Raw genomic sequence first — 18,332 nt, 5'->3', positions numbered from 1 at the left:
GCGCCTGCGCGCCAGCACTGTCCTCGGGGCAGTCGATCAGAGAAACGCCTTCAAGTCGCCCATGAATTGTTCGAACTTGTCATGGTGCAACCAATGACCGGCATCCTTGTAGAGTTTGACGGTCGCCGTGTTGAACTTCTCGATCCGGCCATCCTCTGCGGGGTTCGAAGCCCAGCTTTTTTCTCCATAGAGCAGCAAGGTCGGACAAGTGATCTCTCCCCACAACTGCTCCACATCTTCCTGCGCCATGTCGTAGGGCGGGAACGTGCGAAAATAGTTGTCGAATTTCCACGACCATGTGCCATCTTCATTCTGGCTGATCCCGTGCAGGGTCAGGTGTCGCGCCTGCTCGTCATTGAGATAGCTGTTTTCATCCTTCATGCGCGTGTATGCTTCTTCGAGGCTGCCATACTTTTTCGGCGTCCGCCCGGCCATGCCGCGCTTGGAATCGATCCACTCGCGCATGCGCTCGCCGATCGGGCGTCCAAACCGCTCTTTCAGCATTTTGGGGGAGGGGCCCAGACCCTCAATGGCCACCAATTTGCGTACATTGTCTGGATAGATCCCGGAATACCGCAACGCGATGTTGCCGCCGTAGGAGTGGGCAACAATCGTAACCGGTGCGAGTTTTTTTTGATGGATGAGTTGAGCAAAATCGTACAGGCAGGCCCGCGCAGAATATTCGCCATCGGCCGACCAAGCGCTATCACCATGCCCTCGCAAGTCGGGGGCGATAACATGCCAATCCTTGCGAAGTTCCTGGGCAACCCAGTCCCAGCTACGGCAGTGGTCTCGTCCGCCATGCAAGAGAATCAAAGGCGGAGCGGTTTCATTGCCCCAATCCACATAGTGAAGACGAAGGCGTTGCGAAATATAGGTTTGGGAGGTTGGTCCATGTATCATCTGGCTATAGTTTCGGGCCTCGCCAAGCTTGTCCAGTCTCTCCGTAGCGGCATGCGCCTCTGGCGACGGCTAAACGAGTGAAACAGCTTTTTCGCCAAGCAAGGACAGATGTGGTGACAGCAATGCATGGGTGATACACAGGCAAGGCTCGAGAATATTTTTCGCCTAAAGGGAGAATGGTAAGAGCATATTAAAGCTTCCACCATATATTTTTTGGCGTGATTATGGTCAGAATGGATGATCGGAATCTGGGGAGCGCACTGGGAGGGGCAGCGTGAAAGCGGTCGCTAAGCATCTAAGTGAACATGATGTCGCACGCATCAAGCGTGCCGCCAAACTTGGAGCGGCATTGCGCGAAGCCTATGCGGAAGTTCTCGCGGAGCCGTGCCCACAATCCATGTTGGATCTTTTGGATGAGCTGCGTGCTCAGGAATCAAAACAGACTAAGCGCAAGGACTGAAGACGCTTGGCCTCAGCCAAATTGTTGAGGGATATCTTCCTCGAAAATCAGCCTGTCTGCACGATCCAAACGCTGCTTGGCCAAGCACTTGACCGCTTCATAGCGCTTTTGGATATCGTCCGTCGCCAACATTTGTGTTGATGACTGTTCACTCGATTTTTGCAGCGACTTCAAGGTCCTGTTTAAGAGAGGTAGTCTCCAGACCATCACCATCCTCCTGCTTCAAGGTTGTTCGTTCGGAACCGAAATTCCACACAACTACACACCTTTTCCGTCTGAGGCTGGAACGTCTATCGCGTCGCCTTTCGCCAAATCGTGACGGAATAAGCCAAGACTACCCCGAAATCCGCCAAGAGGCGAGTTACTTTTCTATAATTCACTCCACGCGAGATAGAGCGGTCCCTATATGGGCTGCATCTTTTGCTATGGAGCCAAGAGGCCAGTACCCTAACGACGACCGGTCGGATTGTCCGGTGTGGCTTCATTGGTGCGTGGCAGCTGAACCGCCCCGATCGTACCGAAGATCTGCTCCCAGAAGCCAAGCTCTCGGCCGCGAGTTGGCGTTTCACGCGACGCATAATTCACGATCTGGCCAGCATCCTGATCATATTCGACGACTTCTTCTACTTTGTCGTCTTCACCAAAGCGTATGGCGACAACGCTGCGAGTTTTCACCTTCGGGTTCAGATACGCAATGCGCTCCTGAAGTTCGGACATGTAGATCCAGGTGTTCTCGTCAAAGATGCTGGTGGTGGAGGGCGACCCAAGTTGGGCCAACACGCTGGAGCGAGTATCTTCGCCTGGCTTCATTTCGCGCGGCTGAGCTTCGTCCGCCACATAGCCGTGATAATCGCGCGATGGCGTCAAGCAAGCTGTAAGGGGCAGAGCCAGTAGTGACAGTGCCAGTATCGCACATCGCGACATAGGACTACTCCTGTTAATTCGTTCTGAAAGACCTAGCTGTTGGTGGCCGGTCTTGGCAAGCGAAGGAGTGCAGGTGTGGTCGGGTTTCGCAATCTTTGGAGTGGGCGGGGGGGCACGGTCCAGGCCTCAGCCCACATGCTGTACACAGACCTCGCCGCCGCCGCGCTGCAGCCGGTCTTGTACGAGCAAGGGGCGGCGCGGGACACATTCGAGGGCCGTGCTGCGATGATTACGGCAAACGCCACATTGGTCATACGGCGTTTGAAGCACATCGACTCGGCCCGCGCACGAAAGATCGCCGAACATGTGAATCGTCTGGCGCTGGATGGATTTGACGCAGCGTTCCGCGAATTGGGCGTCGGTGATTCGTCTATTGCCCGCAAAGTGCGAAAACTGGCGGAGCTGCACTATGGTCTCGGCAAGGCCTTGATGGAGGCCTTGAGCGTTCCTCATTCAGAGATCCATCAAACCGTGTCTGAATGTGCCAAACGAAACGGGATAAGCGAACCGGGCCGGGAACCCCTGCTTGCGGCCTTTTTGTTACACAACGCGATGTGCTTTGCCGCTGCAGCGGACGACGATGTGCTCGCCGGCAAATTGTCCTGGCAGGTGCCGGGTCAAGATTAGCCATCGTTCACATCCCCGGCGTTGCCAATGACAGAGGCGCGCCGTAAACACCGAAAAGTATCCCGAACGAACTGGTGGAGCACGGAAGCCCAATGGCCCAAGGCCTAATACTGGCAATTGACGCAATGGGGGGCGACCAGGCCCCCGATGTGACGGTCGCGGGCGCAGAGCTCTTTCTTGCAGCGCGGCCGGATGCCTCCGTGCGTCTGCATGGTGACGAAGCTCAGCTGAAGCCGCTCCTGTCCAAACCGTCGGAGCGTATCGCAATCGTTCACACCGATCTTCATGTGACCAGCGACATGAAGCCCAGCCAGGCCCTTCGGCGCGGCAAGGGATCCTCGATGTGGAATGCTATTCATGACGTTAAAGATGGCCGCGCGAGCGCTGCAGTTTCGGCGGGCAATACGGGTGCCTTGATGGCGATCTCCATGCTGGTCCTGCGCAAGATGGATGGCGTGCACCGTCCGGCAATGACAGCGGCGTGGCCGACTCTTCGGGGGCGGAGCGTCGTGTTGGATGTCGGCGCGAACCTTGAAGCGGACGCGGCACAACTCGTTACCTTCGCGATTATGGGCGAAGCTTATGCACGCGCCATTCTTGGCATCGAGAAGCCGACCATAGGTATCCTCAATATCGGCTCCGAGGAGATGAAGGGGCATGACGAGATCCGTGAGGCGCACGAATGGTTGCGCAATTCCGGGCTCGATCTTGCCTATCATGGCTTTATCGAAGGCGATGACATTTCATCGGGTACCGTCGACGTCATCGTGACTGATGGTTTTACCGGAAATGTCGCGCTCAAGGCTGGCGAAGGCGTTGCCCGTATGTTGGGAACACGCGTGCGTGAAGCGCTGACAAGCAGCGTCCTGTCCAAGATCGGCGCATTGCTCGCCATGGGTGGTTTGAAAGGTCTGCGAGAGCAGATGAATCCGAGCAATGTAAATGGCGGTGTGCTATTGGGCTTGGGCGGCGTATCAGTCAAAAGTCATGGCGGCACAGACAGTAGAGGCTTTGCCAGGGCTTGCGAGTTGGCAGCCGATCTCGCGGCAAGTCACTTCAGGGATGAGGTTGCGGCCAATCTCGAGAAAATCAGAACGAAAGGTATGGCGGCCGAATAGGCCGTCCTATTGATAGGCAAGACATGGCGCGGCGCAGTTTTATCCGTGGAACCGGCAGCTATCTGCCAGAGAAGGTCCTGACAAATGAGGACCTTTCGAAAATGGTCGAGACGACCGACGACTGGATCGTGGAGCGCACCGGAATTCGACGTCGACATATTGCNNCGGCGAAGTCACGTCCGACATTGCGGCCGCAGCGGCGAAACGTGCGCTAGAGGCTGCAGGCCTTCAAGCGAGCGATATAGACCTGATCGTGTTGGCCACCACCACGCCCGATCAGACATTCCCCGCGACTGCCACCGCTGTTCAGGCCAAGCTCGGCATGGATCATGGCGCAGCTTTTGACGTTCAGGCGGTATGCTCAGGTTTCCTGTTCGCGCTCGCGACCGCCGATTCCATGCTTAAACAGGGCCTGTTCAATTCCGCGCTCGTGATTGGAGCTGAAACCTTCACGCGCATTCTGGATTGGTCGGATCGGGGAACTTGCGTTCTTTTCGGCGACGGCGGCGGCGCGGTCGTGCTGCAAGCTGAGGAGTGGACTGGCGCTGATGATGCCGGGATAATCACACATCATATACGGACCGATGGTACGAAATCCGATCTGCTCTATGTAGATGGTGGTGTAAGCTCGACGGGAACGATCGGTCACGTGCGTATGGAAGGAAACAGGGTATTCCGCCATGCTGTCGCCAACATCTCCTCGGCGATCCAGGCCGTGCTGGATGAAACTGGTCTGAGCTCTGAGCAGATTGACTGGTTTGTACCTCATCAAGCCAATAAGCGCATTCTCGACGCCGTGGCGAAACGGATGAAAATTGATGATGAAAAAGTCATCATCACGGTCGACCAGCACGCCAACACCTCTGCAGCGTCCATTCCGCTCGCGCTGGATCATGCCGTTCGAACGGGCCGCGCTAAACCGGGCGACTTGATTCTTTCGGAAGCAATGGGCGGTGGATTTTCTTGGGGTGCGAGCCTTTTCCGCCTCTAGCCTGATCCTCAAAAATCAGCATTATCAAAGAACTGACGCAACGGTTTCGCTAGGGATACGTTAACGAAGCGCGTTTAACCATTAACCAGAGCGGGAGAATCCCATGAGCAATCAGACCGTCACCAGGGCAGAAGTCACGGATGCCATCGTCCGCGAAGTCGGTGTGACTCGCCAAGAGTCTTCGGACTTGTTGGACAGAACGCTGGAATTGATCGGGTCGGCTCTGGAAACTCAGGATGAGGTCAAGCTCTCTCGCTTCGGTAATTTTGTGGTGCGATCAAAAGCGCCACGGGAAGGCCGCAACCCGAAAACCGGGCAGGAAGCTGTCATCGCCGCGCGCCGCGTCGTCACCTTCCGCCCTTCACCAATGTTGAAATCATTGGTGGACCACAAATAGTCAGGAAGGATCCCTCATGTCGGCAAACCGAGCCCGCGTCACCAAATCAGCTCAGGCATTCCGTTCGATTGGCGAGGCTGCAGGCGAACTCGGGCTCGAGACACATGTGATCCGATATTGGGAAACCAAATTCACCAAGGATGTCCGTCCGATCAAGCGCGCCGATGGTCGCCGCATGTTCCGTCCGCAGGATCTTGATGCGCTCCGGGCCATCCAGACTCTCGTGCACGAAAAAGGAATGACGCTCAAAGGTGCCAAGGCATTGCTTGCAGAGCAGGGTGTCCCAGCGGTCCTCTCCGGAGCAGCAACGCTCGGCACGAGCCCGGCGCGCGAACTTCAGAAAAGCGTGGCAGACGCGTTCCAGGCTGATGTGGCGGGAGACGTATCAGGCGATCCCAGAGAACGCCTTCAGGATACATTGGTCGAACTGAAAGATCTGAAAGCCCGGCTCGACGCGGTTCGCCAGACTCGCGCAGCCTGAACCCACATAAGACATTGCGGAATATTGGCGGCTTGGGTACAAGCCGCCGGTGTCGGAGCGTGGCGCAGCCCGGTAGCGCACTCGCCTGGGGGGCGAGGGGTCGTAGGTTCGAATCCTATCGCTCCGACCATTCACCGCCTTGTCCAATCCGGAGATTGAATTGGGCGTGAAGTGGCGGCATCCGAGCCGGACTATTATTCTTTAAAATCCGCACCTTCAACTTTGCCCATGGCCGCAAGAGCGAAGGCATAATCGAGTGCAATATCCTTCAGGCCTTCGAAACGACCGGATGCGCCGCCATGGCCGCCTTCCATCTCGATGCGCAGAAAGTAGGGGCCAGCATCAGGCGCATCGTGGCGCAGGCGCGCTGCCCATTTTGTGGGCTCCCAATAGGTGACACGCGGGTCCGACAGGCCGCCAGTGATGAGCATGGGCGGATATGGCTTGTCGGCTACATTGTCATATGGGCTATAGGCCATGATCGTGTCGTAATCTTCGGCGGACGTAAGTGGGTTGCCCCATTCCGGCCATTCCGGCGGCGTCAGCGGCAGGCTTTCGTCAGACATGGTATTCACAACATCGACAAATGGTACGGCTGCGATAATGCCGCCAAACAGTTCCGGGTCCATGTTTGCGACCGCGCCCATGAGAAGTCCTCCGGCAGATCCGCCATAGGCAACGATGTTGCCTTCAGACGTGTAGTTTTGATCGACGAGATAATGTCCGGCCGCGATGAAATCCTTGAACGTGTTTGATTTCTTTTCGAGCTTGCCGTCGAGATACCATTGATACCCCTTGGACATGCTACCGCGAGGATGCACAATCGCATAGATCACGCCGCGGTCGACAAGGCTGAGCCGGCTAGTGCGGAAATCAGCTGGGTAGGTGATTCCGTATGATCCATATCCATACAGCAACATGGGCGCCGAGCCATCAACGGGAGTTGATTTGTGGCGCAGTAGCGTGATCGGCACCTCGACCCCGTCCCATGATGGCGCCATCAATCGCTCGGCAACATAGTCTTCCGGTTTGTGGCCCGATGGCACTTCCTGCGTCTTGCGAAGCGTGCGCTCGTGTGTGTTCAGGTCATAGTCGAATACCTGGTCCGGAGTCGTTGGAGACGAATATTCAAATCGCAGGATTGGTGTCGCAAAATCATATCCGCTATCGAGACCCAACGAATATGCCGCTTCATCGAAATTGATCCTGTGGCTGGAGCCGTCCTCACGCGCCCGAATGACAATCTGTGGCAGGCTGTTCTCGCGCTCCATGATGGCGAGAAAGTCCTTTTGGGGTTGTATTCCCAAGATCAAAGTGCCCGGACGGTGCGGAACCACTTCTTCCCAGGCCTCGCGACTGGTCGACTCCATCGGTGCACGCATCAATTTGAAGTCTACGGCGCCGTCGAGATTGGTATAGATGTAGAACTGACCGTCCCAGTGGACGACATTGTATTCGTTATCGGTCTGGCGCGGTGCGATAATTCGGGGTGTCGGATCTGCCTCGTCGGCGGGGAACCAGTAAACCTCCGATGTCGTGTGACTGGACGCTCCAATGAAAATTACTTCTTCGCTCGCACTCTTGTTGATGCTGAGAAAGAATCCCGGATCACTTTCCTTGTAGACCAGAGTGTCTTCGCCAGTTTCGAGATCTCTCTGCCAAACTGAATCCGGTCTCGCGTTTTCGTCGCGATGGATCCAGTAAATCCGCTTGCCATCGGCGCTCCATTCAAACGGTCCATAGGCGTTTTCAATGCCAACGCCTTGATCTTCGCCTGTGTCGATATTCTTTAGACGAATTGTATAAAACTCACTGCCTTGCGTATCCGTCGCATAAGCGATCAGACTGTGGTCCGGTGAGGTATCAATACCGCCGAATGAGAAATAGTCCTCTTTCTTTCCAAGCGCGTCCCCGTCCAAAAGGATGGTTTCTTCAGCATCAGGGTCAAAGGCCTCGTCGGCTGGCTTTCTGGCTATAATCGGATATTCGCCGCCCTCACGGTAGCGGGTGTAGTATGCGTAAGGGCCGTCAATCTCGGGAACCGAGCTGTCATCTTCCTTGATGCGTCCTCGCATTTCCTTGAAAAGTTCATCGCGCAGGGCGCTGGTGGGAGTCTCAAGTGCTGACTTTGTGAAGGCGTTTTCCGCTTCGAGATAGTCGCGGATATCCTGGCGCAAGACGCTTGGGTCGCGCATGACGTCTTGCCAGTTCTCATCCTTCATCCAGTGATAGGGATCGTTGCGGGTCCGCCCAACCTGCGTGATTTCATGATCAATGCGCGGGGCAACTGGCGATGTGAGGCGCGCCGCCGCTTGCGCATTCGGCGATGAGGTGTCGGCCTGGGTCAGGTCTGGGGAAGGTGTTTCAGTCATGGTGCATCCGGTCGTAAGCGCCATCGCGGCAGCGCTGATCATGAAAAGGGGAAGGAGGCGCATATCAAAGACTCCGAAGCTGTGAGCAAGCCTCGATAGGACCAGCTGCTGCTGATCGTGTCTAGGCCTGTTTGGTCGGATTGAACTCAAGAACGACGCCGTTGATGCACCAACGTTCTCCGGTGGGCGGCGGCCCATCCTTGAAAACGTGTCCCTGATGCATGCCGCAGATTGCACAATGGCATTCAGTGCGCGGCAAGATCATCTTGAAGTCGGTCTTGGTCGCAACCACGCCTTCGCTTGCTGGCTGCCAGAAACTCGGCCATCCCGTTCCAGACTCGAATTTGTGCTCAGACGACCAGAGCGGCGTATCGCACCCCTTGCAGTGAAAGAGTCCCTCGCGGTGTTCGTCATTGTGATTGCCGGGCGTGAAGGCACGCTCGGTACCCTCTTTGATACCGACGCGATATTCCTCTTCAGTCAGTATCTCGCGCCATTCGCGGTCGGACCGCTGAATCCTGGTTTTTGTCATCATGAGCTCCATGAGAGTGTTCGCGTATCATATAGGCGGTTCGGAGCATCACACCATGATAGGTGATGCAATCTGGAGGGAAAGCGGCAAAGAAAAAGGGATCGCCGGAGAGCGATCCCTTGAATGGTTTGGGAATGGGCGTTGAAACTAGCCGTACAGAACCGTAATGAATTCTGCGACCAGCGCGGGGCGCTCCTGGCCTTCGATTTCCACCGTGGCTTCCATCTTCATCTGCTTGCCGCCAGCCTTCGGCTCAACCGACAGGCATTTCTGGCGCAGCCGCACCTTGGAGCCGACCGGCACCATATTCGTGAACCGGACCTTGTCAGAGCCGTAATTGATGCCGCGTGTCGTGCCGGAGACGCGCAGGACTTCAGAGCCCAGCATCGGCAGCAGCGACAGGGTCAGGAAGCCGTGCGCAATGGGGCTGCCGAGTTCCTTCGTGGCGCGTTCGACATCCACATGGATCCACTGATGATCGCCCGTGGCTTCGGCAAACATATTGACGCGATCCTGATCAATTGTGTGCCAATCGGACACGCCGACTTCCTGGCCAGCCAGGGATTCGAGATCGTCATATGCAACTGTGCGTGGGTCCGCCATGTTTTCCTCCAATTAGAAATTTTCCCTGTTTTGGCGTGCGATTGACGTCTCGGCAAGCTTGACCGAGCGGCAAGTGCAGATTGTAGCAGAGCAGGTTCTGGCCGAGCTGCTCAGGATCGGAGGAAATAGGCGAGGCGTTCCACGAGCCGGTTGGTGTCTTTGTCATTCGTGAAGAGGTGCTGAGTGATGCGCAACCGGTCGCCTCGGCGAGACACAAAAATTCCTTCTGCCTTCAGGCGTGCCGTCAGGTCTTCGGGCGCAGAGTCCGGCAGTAAGGGGCAGAGATAATGAGGGCCGCGCTCGGCTTCTGGAGGGCACAAGACGTCAACTGAACTGAGCCTTTGCGACAGGTCGGCATTGCGGGTGCGAAGCGTGCGTTCCACGTTTTCGACGCCCCAGTCCAGAAGTGTGCGAACGGCACTTTCGAAGGCTGGAAGCAGTGCAAAATTCGAACGCTCCCCCATGTCAAACCGCTCGGCCCCGGCTCCGAATTCGTCAGAATAGTCAATCAACCTCGCGAAATCGGAGGCGCCTTTCCGGGTGATCCAATTCTGCTCCAATGGACGGCCCGATCTATGTTTCGGGGCTGCATATAGGAAGCCGGTCGCATAGGGACCGAGCAGCCATTTGTAACCGGCGACTGCCACGAAATCGGGTTGAACATCTTGCGTGTTGAAATCCAGTGCACCGCAGCTCTGGGTCAGGTCCAGCACGAAAGCGGCCCCGAACTCCCGGCATTTTTTGCCAACCGCCGCGACATCGACCAATGCACCGTCGGTCCAGCGAATATGAGCGCAAGCCACAAGTCCGGTATTGGGCCCGATTTCGTTGAGAAGACAGTCGGACAGAGTCGAACTGCCCGTGCGGGTGATGGTTTTCAGCTGGGCGCCGGTAGACTCCGCCAAGGCCCGCCAGACATAAACGTTCGAGGGAAACTGGTCCTCCAGGACAAGAATTTCCTGACCTTTCGTCAAGCTTATATTGGCGGCAGCCGTGGCCAGCGCGTAACTCACAGATGGGACAAAGGCGATGCCGTCGGTGTCAGCATGGATCAATTGGGCCAGTAGGGGACGGAGGCGCGCAGTGTCCGCAAAGAAGTCTGTGTCCTGAATAGACCAGGGCTGCAGCTTCCGGGCCAGTCCGGCTTTACCGGCTTCGACCGAGGCTGTCGTCATCGGTCCCATCGTTGCGGTGTTGAAATAGGCAACATCGTCCGGGATATCGAACAAATGGCGCTGGTTTGGAATGACGCTCATTTTTCTTCCCTAGCGTGAAAGAAAAATGAGGGGAAGCGCCTCCATATTCTGCTCAGCCTAAACGATGCGGCTTTCTTTCTTGCCCCAATAACGGTCTCGGATCAGTCGCTTATACAGTTTTCCGGTCGGATGCCGGGGCAGCTCGAGGTCGAAATCCAGACTTTTCGGGCATTTGATCTTTGATAGCTCGCCTCGGCAGAATTCAAGCAGTTCCGCGGCAAGCTCATCAGATGGGGCTATCCCCGGCATTGGCTGGACGATGGCCTTTACAGATTCTCCGAATTCTTCGTCGGGCACCCCTATGACTGCCACGTCGGCGACCTTGGGGTGAGTGATCAGGACATTCTCCGCTTCTTGCGGATAGATGTTCACGCCGCCCGATATGATCATGAAGGCCTTGCGGTCGGTCAGGTATAGAAAGCCATCTTCGTCGACTTTGCCAACATCCCCGAGAGACGACCAGTCAGGGTGTTTGGGATTAAGTGCCGAGGCATTTTTCTCAGGATCATTATGATAATTTGGTGGGGTGGTGCCGCCGAAGTAGATCTGGCCTTCACTGCCAACCGGCACTTCATCTCCGTTTTCATCGCACACATGAAGTTCGCCGAAAATCGCGCGCCCGACCGTACCTTTGTGCTCGAGCCATTCGGCGCTTTTGGCCCATGTCATGCCGTTGCCTTCCGAACCTGCATAGTACTCGTCGATGATCGGCCCCCACCACTCAATCATCTGCTCTTTTACAGGGATTGGGCACGGCGCGGCTGCGTGAATCACGAATTGCAGGCTTGCGACGTCGTAGGATTTTCGGACGTCCTCCGGAAGTTTCAGAAGCTTTACGAACATGGTTGGGACCATCTGAACATGGGTCGTCTTGTGAGCCTGCACGCAATCGAGAAAGGCTTCTGGATCGAACTTTTCCATAACCACCAGCGTGGCGCCAAGGCGTGTGAACGTCATGCACCAGCGGAGCGGGGCAGCATGATAGAGTGGAGCTGGTGAAAGATAGACGCTGTCTGGTCCTGCAGCTGCCATTCCTCGTGTAATCTGAAGCAGGACATTGTCAGCATCGATAGGCATATCCCGCTCGAGTGGCGGACGAATGCCTTTCGGTCTTCCCGTTGTCCCGGAGGAATACAGCATGTCCGTACCGGCCATCTCGTCCGCGATGGGCGTCACTGGAAAGGCCGATTGATGCGTCTCCAACCGCTGGAAGCCTTCGATGTCACCATCAATGGACCAGAACTGATCAATGGCGACCAGTTGTTTCGCTTGTTTTGCAACGTCGCCTTTTCCGGCGCTGGCGATCAGGAGGGAGCTGCCGGAATCCTCGATAATGTATTTAACTTCGGGCGCCGTCAGGCGTGAAGACACGCACACAAAATACAGGCCTGAGCGTTGAGCGGCCCAGCAAATCTCGAAATAGCGTGCCGAATTCTCTGCGAAAAGCGCAATCGTATCACCGGGTTTCAGGCCGGCGTCGCGAAATGCGTGCGCTATCTGGTTCGACCGCTCATCCAGTTGTTTGAAGGTTACGGTTTCTCCGGAGGCAGCCATGATATAGGCGGCCTTGTCAGGATGGGTCTTCGCGTGGTGGCAGGGATGCATGTTTTCCTCCTGATATCGGCGGCGCTTCTGGTGAGCGCGCTCGACGGTCTGGAGGCGTTTCTAGCGGGACATTCGCATTCGTCCACGGGCAACGTCGCGTCAGCCGGGTTTATTCGGGAAAGCCTGGTGTTCCGCGTTTCTCGGGATTTTCCTGCAGATAGGCCTGTTTGAGTTCAGTCGAGCGATTGTGATTGCCTTCCGGGCACCAGCCGGGTTCGCTTACCAGGCGTCCGATCCAGCGATGAGGGCGAAGCCCGTCGGAGGCGCAATCCTTCAGGATCGCGAAGAATTCGTGAAACGCGATGACGAAAGGATTGTAGTTGTTCAGGGGCTTCACAACGCCATAGATTGGCTTTTCGTTCTCCAATTCCGGCACGAAAGTCCCGAACATCTTGTCCCAGATGATGAACACCCCGGCAAAATTTGTGTCGAGATACCTGGCATTGGTCGCGTGGTGAACCCGGTGGTGACTGGGCGTATTGAACACTGCTTCAAACCAGCGTGGCATCCGGTCGATCGCTTCAGTATGAATCCAGAACTGGTAGAGCAGGTTCAGGCCACCCACGAAGAATATGACATAAGGATGAAAGCCGATGACGACCATGGGGAGGCCGATCCAGATAAGTCCGGTCAGTGGGCCAAACCAGGGCTGACGTAGTGCGGTGGTCAAATTGTAGTGCGTAGAGGAATGGTGCGTTACATGCTCCATCCACCACCATCGGGCACGATGTGCGAAGCGGTGCTTCCAGTAATAGATGAAGTCATAAAGGACCAAGCCGATAACGGCTGACACGACCGTGAACGGGAGCGTGAAAATACGGAATGGCCAGGCGATCAGCATCATCCAGACGGCGAGTGTCCCAGTGAGTGTATTGATGACGACATTGCCCAGCCCCATTGTGAGGGAAGCGAGTGCATCCTTGGTGTCATATCTCCCTGCAGCACGCCCGGACTTTACCGCCCACCATTCCAGCGCGACCGATAAAATGAATATTGGCGCGGCGAAGGTCGTTACGGCGGGCAGGGGATTGAATTCCATCTTGTGGGGGTACCGTCCTACAAAGTATCAGTTGGGCTGCGCCTTGGATGGCGCTCTCGTCACCCGTCTGTGACCTAGCTTGTTTGTAGACGAGTCAGTTGGTTTCATAAACGGGGTTGGGTCAGTAGACGCCAGCCTGAGGTTTGCCGTCGCGCTTGTAGACCGTGCCGTCCTTCATGACGAAATCCACGTCCTCCAATGCGGAAATATCGGCAAGCGGATCGGAGTCCACGGCGACAAAGTCAGCACGACAACCGACGTTGCTGCATCCGAGTTCTCCTGTTTTGCCGAGTGCTTCGGCCGACAGGCTGGTCGCAGCCTGGATGGCCTGCATCGGCGTCATGCCGAGATTGACCATGCGGGAGAACTGATTGCCATTGTCCCCGTGCGGATAGACGCCCGAATCCGAGCCGAACACGACCTTGACCCCGGCTTTCACCGCCGCGGTGAAGCTGTCTCTCTGAATTTTCGAGATCGCCCGTTCTTTCGCGAGAGATTCTTCCAGCACGCCGTTCTTCTCGCCTTCAGCGAGTGTGTATTCGGTGTTGTAGATGTCCATGGACAGATAGGTGCCATTTTCCTTGGCGAGACGGATCGTGTCTTCGTCGAGGATGCTGGCATGCTCGATTGTGTCGATGCCCGCGAGGATCGCGTTCTTGATACCGATCGTGCCATGCGCATGGGAGGCGACCTTGATCCCGCGTGCATGGGCTTCTTCGGCGATGGCCGTCAGTTCTTCCAGCGTGCCCTGAGCGGCGCCAAGGCTGGTGCCTTTCGAAAACACGCCGCCCGTGGAGCAGGTCTTGATCAGGTCAACGCCGTATTTGATATTCCGGCGAACTTTTTCCCGCATTTCCCAAGGGCCTGTGGCAACATTCTCGCCTGTGAGATCATACTCGGATGGCAAGAGATTGGTGTCCGAGCAATGTCCGCCCAAAATGCCAACCGGAGGCCCGGAGACGTACATGCGTGGGCCGGGGACATCGCCTTCATTGATTGCGTCCCGAAGCGCAACGTCGCTATAGCTGGAAGCGCCGACATTCCGCACGGTGGTGAACCCTGCGAGCAAGGTCTTGCGAGCATTCTTGACGCCCGTAATGGCTTGGCGCTCATCTGAAAAGCTCAGCGAGAAATAGGCCGGATCTTCGGGATCCGAGGTTAGGTGGGTGTGCATGTCGATGAAGCCGGGCACCAATGTCGCCTTCTTCAGATCAATAGATGTGGAACCTGACGGTTTGCGTAGTTTGTTCGCCGTCCCGCGCGCCGTGATGACGCCATCTTCAATCACGAAGACTGGCCGGTTCACAGTTTCCGCGGTCACTGGATCTACAAACTTGCCAGCCGTGAGATAAAGGGTCTCAGCTTCGGCAGGCAGCGAAAGCAGCGCGATGGATGCACCGGTTAGCAGGGCTGTCAGTTTCATCGTGAAGATCCTTTGAATGTGAGGACTGGCTTTATCGAGCCGCGCCTGCGGCAAGGTCAAGCGTTGGGCTGAATGCCGCTGGGTAAGACTTGACGAATGCTGAGGCACAGGCAGCTTGGGCCCGGAAAATCATCACAAGGGAGGCCAGCCGTGGCGCAGCCAAAAGAATTTGAACAGATCACCCTCGATATCGAAGAAGGTATCGCGACCCTGACGCTGAATCGCCCAGCCAAGATGAATGCCTTCACCGGCAAGATGATGTACGAAATGATTGAGGCGTTTGATATTACGGATGCCGACGACAATGTGCGTGTCGTCATCGTGACCGGCTCAGGTGATCGGGCGTTCTGCGCCGGGGCAGATCTGTCCGAAGGTGCCAAAACGTTCGACTATGACAAGCGTGCCGAAGGTGGCGAAGTTGGCCGGACCGACGATGTGGACATCCAGCGCGATGGCGGTGGCCGTGTGACACTGCGTATCTTCGACAGCTTGAAGCCTGTGATCGGCGCGATCAATGGCGCAGCCGTGGGTATTGGCGTGACGATGCAGCTGCCAATGGATATTCGCATCGCATCAGACAATGCGCGATTTGGATTTGTGTTTAATCGGCGGGGTATCAATCCGGAAGCGGCCTCCAGCTGGTTCCTGCCGCGTCTGGTCGGCATCTCGCAGGCATTGGAATGGTGCTATTCCGGCCGCGTTTTCCCGGCACAAGAAGCAAAGGATGGCGGGCTCGTGCGGTCAGTCCATCCGCAATCTGAACTGATGGATGTGGCGCGCGCCATGGCGAGAGAGATCGCTGACAATACGGCCGCAGTATCAACCAGCCTGACTCGCCAGATGATGTGGCGCATGCTGGGCGCAAGCCATCCGATGGAGGCGCACATCGTGGATTCTGCGGCGATCTACTCCCGCGGCAAAACGCAAGACGCCAAGGAAGGCGTGATGAGCTTCCTGGAGAAGCGCAAGCCGGTCTATCCGGTTAAGGTCTCGGATGGCATGCCAAACTTTTATCCGTGGTGGGACGAGCCCGAGTTCAAATGGATTGGCGGCAAGGACTGATCCGGCAATGACCCCTGAATTGAGGATGATCGAAACGAACGGACTCCGCTTGCGCGTGGCGCTGGCGGGGGAAGGGCCGTTGGTCGTCCTCGTGCATGGGTTTCCTGAGAGCTGGTATTCTTGGCGACACCAGATCAAGGCATTGTCCGAGGCAGGTTACAGCGTGGCCGCGCCGGATGTGCGCGGTTATGGTGGGTCCGATCGGCCTCACGCGGTCGAAGCTTACGATATGGAAAGCCTGACCGCAGATATTGCCGGGCTTGCCGAGGCCTTGTCTCCGGCTGCGCCGGCGGTTGTGGTCGGGCACGATTGGGGCGCACCGATCGCTTGGAATACGGCGCGGCTCCATGCCGACCGGTTCCGGGCAGTCGCCGGGCTGTCGGTGCCCTATGTGCCGCCGGGCGATGTGGTTTTCATCGATGCGGCCCGCACCTTCTTCACAGAGCGTGGCCTGTTTTTCTATCAGGTCTATTTTCAGGATGAAGGTCCACCTGAGGCAGAGCTAGAAGCCGACCCCGCAGAAACGATCCGAAAGTTCTATTACGCGATTTCAGGTGACGCGCCCGAGGGGACCTGGCCGGTCGACAAGAAGCATGGTGACACGCTGCTTCACCGACTGCCGGAGCCGGACATGCCGCTGCCCTGGCTCAGTGATGAAGACGTTGCCTATTATGATGCCCAGTTCCGTCAATCCGGGTTTCGTGGCCCGCTGAACCGGTACCGCAACTGGCATCGCGATCATGCTTACCTGAAGAGGCACCGTTCTTCCGCTGTGATCGCTCAACCTTCTCTCTACATCGGGGGCACCAAGGACCTGGTTCTGAAGATGTACCCCGGTGACATGGTCGCAGCGATGAAAAAGAGCCTTGGCGATCTGCGCGGCGCTGAACTGCTTGAGGGGTGCGGGCACTGGACTCAGCAGGAACGGCCTGAAGAGGTGAATCGCCTGCTGCTGGACTGGCTGGGCCAGCTTTAGTCGCTATTCGTCGAAATCGCTTCCATAGCCTTGCTGGTCGCGGGAGAGATCTCCGAAGCGGGTGATGTTCGAGTCAAACGCCAGTTCTACGCGGCCAATCGGACCGTGACGTTGCTTGCCGATGATGACCTCGGCCTTGCCATAGACCTGGTCCATGCGCTCGCGCCATTGGCTCCATTTTTCGTTCGAGGAGGGATCGCTCGGATCGGCGCCGGGCTCGGTTCGCGACAGGTAGTATTCTTCGCGATAGACGAACATGACGACGTCAGCATCCTGCTCAATCGATCCGGATTCCCGCAAGTCAGACAATTGGGGGCGCTTGTCGTCGCGTTGTTCTACGGCACGTGAAAGCTGCGACAGCGCGATGATCGGTACGTTGAGGTCTTTCGCAAGCGCCTTCAGGGAAGTCGTGATTTGCGTAATCTCCTGGACCCGGTTTGCATTTGCGTTGCCACTGGTGACTGTAATCAGCTGCAGATAGTCGATTACGATCATGTCGAGCCCTACAGAGCGCTGCAGACGTCGGGCGCGGGCGGCCAGTTGGCTGATCGAGATACCGCCTGTATCGTCGATATAGAGCGGCAGGTTTTGAAGCTCTTCGGTCGCTTCACGCAGTCGTTCAAAGTCGCTCTTGTCGAGATCGCCCTGACGAATCCGATGGGTAGTGATGCCAGTCCGCTCGGCGATGATCCTTGTTGCGAGCTGTTCGTTCGACATTTCCAGCGAGAAGAAGCCGACAATTGCGCCGTCTACAGTCTTCTTCGAGCCGTCATCTTGCACTTCTGCGCGATAGGCCGCTGCGGCATTGTAGGCAATGTTGGTTGCAAGAGAGGTTTTCCCCATTGAGGGGCGCCCGGCAAGGATGATCAAATCAGATCGGTGCAGTCCGCCCAGCTTCTCATCGAGATCGCGCAGCACGGTCGGGATGCCGGCAATCTTGCCTTCGCGCTTGAACGCAGCTTCAGCGTTCTTGAGAGATTCTGTCAGGGCTTCGGAGAAGGTCGTGAAACCGCGGCCCGACGAGCCGCGCTCTGCGAGGTCGAAGAGCTGCCGTTCAGCCAGTTCGATCTGGCGTTCGCCATTTTCTTCCGGAGTCGGGTTCAAGGCGCGACCCGTCAGTTCGCTGCCGATGCCGACCAGCGACCGTCGCATGGCAAGGTCGCGGATCATCCGTGCATAGTCGCCGACTTCCGGGCCAAAGGCAGCTGAGTCGAGCAATTGCTCCAAATACCGGGCGCCACCAATTTCAGTGAGTTTTTCAGCCTTTTCGAAATGCTCGCGCAGCGTGACGCCGTCTGCAATGCGGCCCTGCTGAATCATCGTTGCCGACACGTCGAACAACTCCTGATGCGCTGGCGCATAGAAATCTGAGGGCCGCAGGATATCTGCCACGCGCTGGTAGGCGTTGTTGTCGAACAGGATGGCACCCAGCACTGCGGCTTCCGCCGACAGATTGTGGGGCGGCGCGATTGTGGCGGCGGGGGCATCATCTAGAGGCATGCGATTCTTTTACCTTACCTGCGACGCGAATTCATCGCCTTGATGCGGATTGAGCTGCGCAAT

The 18,332-nt window shown here is 56.8% G+C and carries 18 protein-coding genes, 1 tRNA gene and 1 pseudogene; 9 read left to right on the top strand and 11 right to left on the bottom strand.

Annotated features, from left to right (window positions below; translation table 11 throughout):
- Positions 1-36 precede the first annotated feature (36 nt).
- On the bottom strand, positions 37-903 hold the full coding sequence (locus B2P82_RS08360; protein WP_206990541.1) for an alpha/beta fold hydrolase: 867 nt from the start codon (positions 901-903) through the stop codon (positions 37-39).
- Positions 904-1,177: 274 nt separating this feature from the next.
- Here B2P82_RS08360 and B2P82_RS08355 point away from each other — a divergent pair, with 274 nt between their 5' ends.
- Positions 1,178-1,363 carry a NepR family anti-sigma factor gene (locus tag B2P82_RS08355; RefSeq protein WP_290479485.1) on the top strand — a complete coding sequence of 62 codons (186 nt, stop codon included), beginning with the start codon at positions 1,178-1,180 and terminating at the stop codon, positions 1,361-1,363.
- A gap of 12 nt (positions 1,364-1,375) precedes the next feature.
- On the opposite strand, the gene B2P82_RS08350 is transcribed toward B2P82_RS08355, so the two are convergent.
- Together B2P82_RS08350 and B2P82_RS08345 are read right to left on the bottom strand one after the other, a co-directional pair.
- Entirely contained in the window at positions 1,376-1,570 is a 195-nt protein-coding gene (locus B2P82_RS08350; RefSeq protein ID WP_206990540.1) for a hypothetical protein, read from the bottom strand.
- Positions 1,571-1,810: 240 nt separating this feature from the next.
- Positions 1,811-2,287 carry an outer membrane protein assembly factor BamE gene (locus tag B2P82_RS08345; protein ID WP_034815402.1) on the bottom strand — a complete coding sequence of 159 codons (477 nt, stop codon included), beginning with the start codon at positions 2,285-2,287 and terminating at the stop codon, positions 1,811-1,813.
- Positions 2,288-2,422: 135 nt separating this feature from the next.
- Here B2P82_RS08345 and B2P82_RS08340 point away from each other — a divergent pair, with 135 nt between their 5' ends.
- The 6 genes and pseudogenes from B2P82_RS08340 (at position 2,423) to B2P82_RS08315 (ending at position 6,031) form a co-directional block, all read left to right on the top strand.
- The gene (locus B2P82_RS08340) at positions 2,423-2,914 is read left to right on the top strand and encodes a ubiquinol-cytochrome C chaperone family protein (RefSeq protein ID WP_290496399.1); all 492 of its coding nucleotides are present in this window, start codon (positions 2,423-2,425) and stop codon (positions 2,912-2,914) included.
- Between the two features lie 92 nt (positions 2,915-3,006).
- Positions 3,007-4,032, top strand: coding sequence for a phosphate acyltransferase PlsX (gene plsX / locus B2P82_RS08335; RefSeq protein WP_290496397.1), 1,026 nt, complete (start codon positions 3,007-3,009; stop codon positions 4,030-4,032).
- Positions 4,033-4,055: 23 nt separating this feature from the next.
- Positions 4,056-5,023: pseudogene (locus B2P82_RS08330) on the top strand (3-oxoacyl-ACP synthase III family protein).
- Between the two features lie 103 nt (positions 5,024-5,126).
- The gene (locus B2P82_RS08325; protein WP_034815398.1) at positions 5,127-5,420 is read left to right on the top strand and encodes an integration host factor subunit alpha; all 294 of its coding nucleotides are present in this window, start codon (positions 5,127-5,129) and stop codon (positions 5,418-5,420) included.
- A gap of 16 nt (positions 5,421-5,436) precedes the next feature.
- On the top strand, positions 5,437-5,901 hold the full coding sequence (locus B2P82_RS08320; RefSeq protein WP_290496396.1) for a MerR family transcriptional regulator: 465 nt from the start codon (positions 5,437-5,439) through the stop codon (positions 5,899-5,901).
- A gap of 53 nt (positions 5,902-5,954) precedes the next feature.
- Positions 5,955-6,031 (top strand) — tRNA-Pro (locus B2P82_RS08315).
- A 64-nt stretch (positions 6,032-6,095) separates the two neighbouring features.
- Here B2P82_RS08315 and B2P82_RS08310 read toward each other — a convergent pair.
- The 7 genes from B2P82_RS08310 to B2P82_RS08280 all read right to left on the bottom strand — a co-directional run bounded on the left by B2P82_RS08310 (position 6,096) and on the right by B2P82_RS08280 (position 14,731).
- A complete protein-coding gene (locus B2P82_RS08310) occupies positions 6,096-8,336 on the bottom strand; it encodes a S9 family peptidase (RefSeq protein ID WP_290496395.1) in 2,241 nt (746 codons plus the stop codon).
- Positions 8,337-8,394: 58 nt separating this feature from the next.
- On the bottom strand, positions 8,395-8,805 hold the full coding sequence (gene msrB / locus B2P82_RS08305; RefSeq protein ID WP_349679741.1) for a peptide-methionine (R)-S-oxide reductase MsrB: 411 nt from the start codon (positions 8,803-8,805) through the stop codon (positions 8,395-8,397).
- Between the two features lie 147 nt (positions 8,806-8,952).
- Entirely contained in the window at positions 8,953-9,408 is a 456-nt protein-coding gene (locus tag B2P82_RS08300; protein WP_290496392.1) for a MaoC family dehydratase, read from the bottom strand.
- A gap of 110 nt (positions 9,409-9,518) precedes the next feature.
- A complete protein-coding gene (locus tag B2P82_RS08295; RefSeq protein WP_290496390.1) occupies positions 9,519-10,664 on the bottom strand; it encodes an aminotransferase class V-fold PLP-dependent enzyme in 1,146 nt (381 codons plus the stop codon).
- A 57-nt stretch (positions 10,665-10,721) separates the two neighbouring features.
- Positions 10,722-12,269 carry an acyl-CoA synthetase gene (locus B2P82_RS08290; protein ID WP_290496389.1) on the bottom strand — a complete coding sequence of 516 codons (1,548 nt, stop codon included), beginning with the start codon at positions 12,267-12,269 and terminating at the stop codon, positions 10,722-10,724.
- 109 nt (positions 12,270-12,378) lie between these two features.
- Positions 12,379-13,308 (bottom strand): sterol desaturase family protein, encoded by a 930-nt coding sequence (locus B2P82_RS08285; protein ID WP_290496388.1) that lies wholly within the window; start codon positions 13,306-13,308, stop codon positions 12,379-12,381.
- A 121-nt stretch (positions 13,309-13,429) separates the two neighbouring features.
- Positions 13,430-14,731: a Xaa-Pro dipeptidase gene (locus tag B2P82_RS08280; protein ID WP_290496387.1), complete on the bottom strand. Its 1,302-nt coding sequence runs from the start codon at positions 14,729-14,731 to the stop codon at positions 13,430-13,432.
- A 150-nt stretch (positions 14,732-14,881) separates the two neighbouring features.
- Here B2P82_RS08280 and B2P82_RS08275 point away from each other — a divergent pair, with 150 nt between their 5' ends.
- The gene (locus B2P82_RS08275; RefSeq protein ID WP_290496385.1) at positions 14,882-15,793 is read left to right on the top strand and encodes a crotonase/enoyl-CoA hydratase family protein; all 912 of its coding nucleotides are present in this window, start codon (positions 14,882-14,884) and stop codon (positions 15,791-15,793) included.
- A 7-nt stretch (positions 15,794-15,800) separates the two neighbouring features.
- Positions 15,801-16,769 (top strand): alpha/beta fold hydrolase, encoded by a 969-nt coding sequence (locus tag B2P82_RS08270; protein WP_290496383.1) that lies wholly within the window; start codon positions 15,801-15,803, stop codon positions 16,767-16,769.
- Between the two features lie 3 nt (positions 16,770-16,772).
- Here B2P82_RS08270 and B2P82_RS08265 read toward each other — a convergent pair whose 3' ends face one another.
- Positions 16,773-18,269, bottom strand: coding sequence for a replicative DNA helicase (locus tag B2P82_RS08265; RefSeq protein WP_034815385.1), 1,497 nt, complete (start codon positions 18,267-18,269; stop codon positions 16,773-16,775).
- Between the last annotated feature and the right edge of the window lie 63 nt (positions 18,270-18,332).

It is taken from the genome of Hyphomonas sp. UBA4494 (assembly GCF_002388935.1).
Taxonomy (GTDB): Bacteria; Pseudomonadota; Alphaproteobacteria; order Caulobacterales; family Hyphomonadaceae; genus Hyphomonas.
This window is presented reverse-complemented; position numbering and strand designations above follow the sequence as displayed.

Coding starts and splice junctions, on each gene's coding strand:
- B2P82_RS08300 (WP_290496392.1), bottom strand. CDS start 9,408: ATGGCGGACCCACGCACAGTTGCATATGACGATCTCGAATCCCTGGCT.
- B2P82_RS08345 (WP_034815402.1), bottom strand. CDS start 2,287: ATGTCGCGATGTGCGATACTGGCACTGTCACTACTGGCTCTGCCCCTT.
- B2P82_RS08265 (WP_034815385.1), bottom strand. CDS start 18,269: ATGCCTCTAGATGATGCCCCCGCCGCCACAATCGCGCCGCCCCACAAT.
- B2P82_RS08270 (WP_290496383.1), top strand. CDS start 15,801: ATGACCCCTGAATTGAGGATGATCGAAACGAACGGACTCCGCTTGCGC.
- B2P82_RS08320 (WP_290496396.1), top strand. CDS start 5,437: ATGTCGGCAAACCGAGCCCGCGTCACCAAATCAGCTCAGGCATTCCGT.
- B2P82_RS08350 (WP_206990540.1), bottom strand. CDS start 1,570: ATGGTCTGGAGACTACCTCTCTTAAACAGGACCTTGAAGTCGCTGCAA.
- B2P82_RS08280 (WP_290496387.1), bottom strand. CDS start 14,731: ATGAAACTGACAGCCCTGCTAACCGGTGCATCCATCGCGCTGCTTTCG.
- B2P82_RS08290 (WP_290496389.1), bottom strand. CDS start 12,269: ATGCATCCCTGCCACCACGCGAAGACCCATCCTGACAAGGCCGCCTAT.
- msrB (WP_349679741.1), bottom strand. CDS start 8,805: ATGACAAAAACCAGGATTCAGCGGTCCGACCGCGAATGGCGCGAGATA.
- B2P82_RS08285 (WP_290496388.1), bottom strand. CDS start 13,308: ATGGAATTCAATCCCCTGCCCGCCGTAACGACCTTCGCCGCGCCAATA.
- B2P82_RS08325 (WP_034815398.1), top strand. CDS start 5,127: ATGAGCAATCAGACCGTCACCAGGGCAGAAGTCACGGATGCCATCGTC.
- plsX (WP_290496397.1), top strand. CDS start 3,007: ATGGCCCAAGGCCTAATACTGGCAATTGACGCAATGGGGGGCGACCAG.
- B2P82_RS08310 (WP_290496395.1), bottom strand. CDS start 8,336: ATGCGCCTCCTTCCCCTTTTCATGATCAGCGCTGCCGCGATGGCGCTT.
- B2P82_RS08360 (WP_206990541.1), bottom strand. CDS start 903: ATGATACATGGACCAACCTCCCAAACCTATATTTCGCAACGCCTTCGT.
- B2P82_RS08340 (WP_290496399.1), top strand. CDS start 2,423: ATGCTGTACACAGACCTCGCCGCCGCCGCGCTGCAGCCGGTCTTGTAC.
- B2P82_RS08295 (WP_290496390.1), bottom strand. CDS start 10,664: ATGAGCGTCATTCCAAACCAGCGCCATTTGTTCGATATCCCGGACGAT.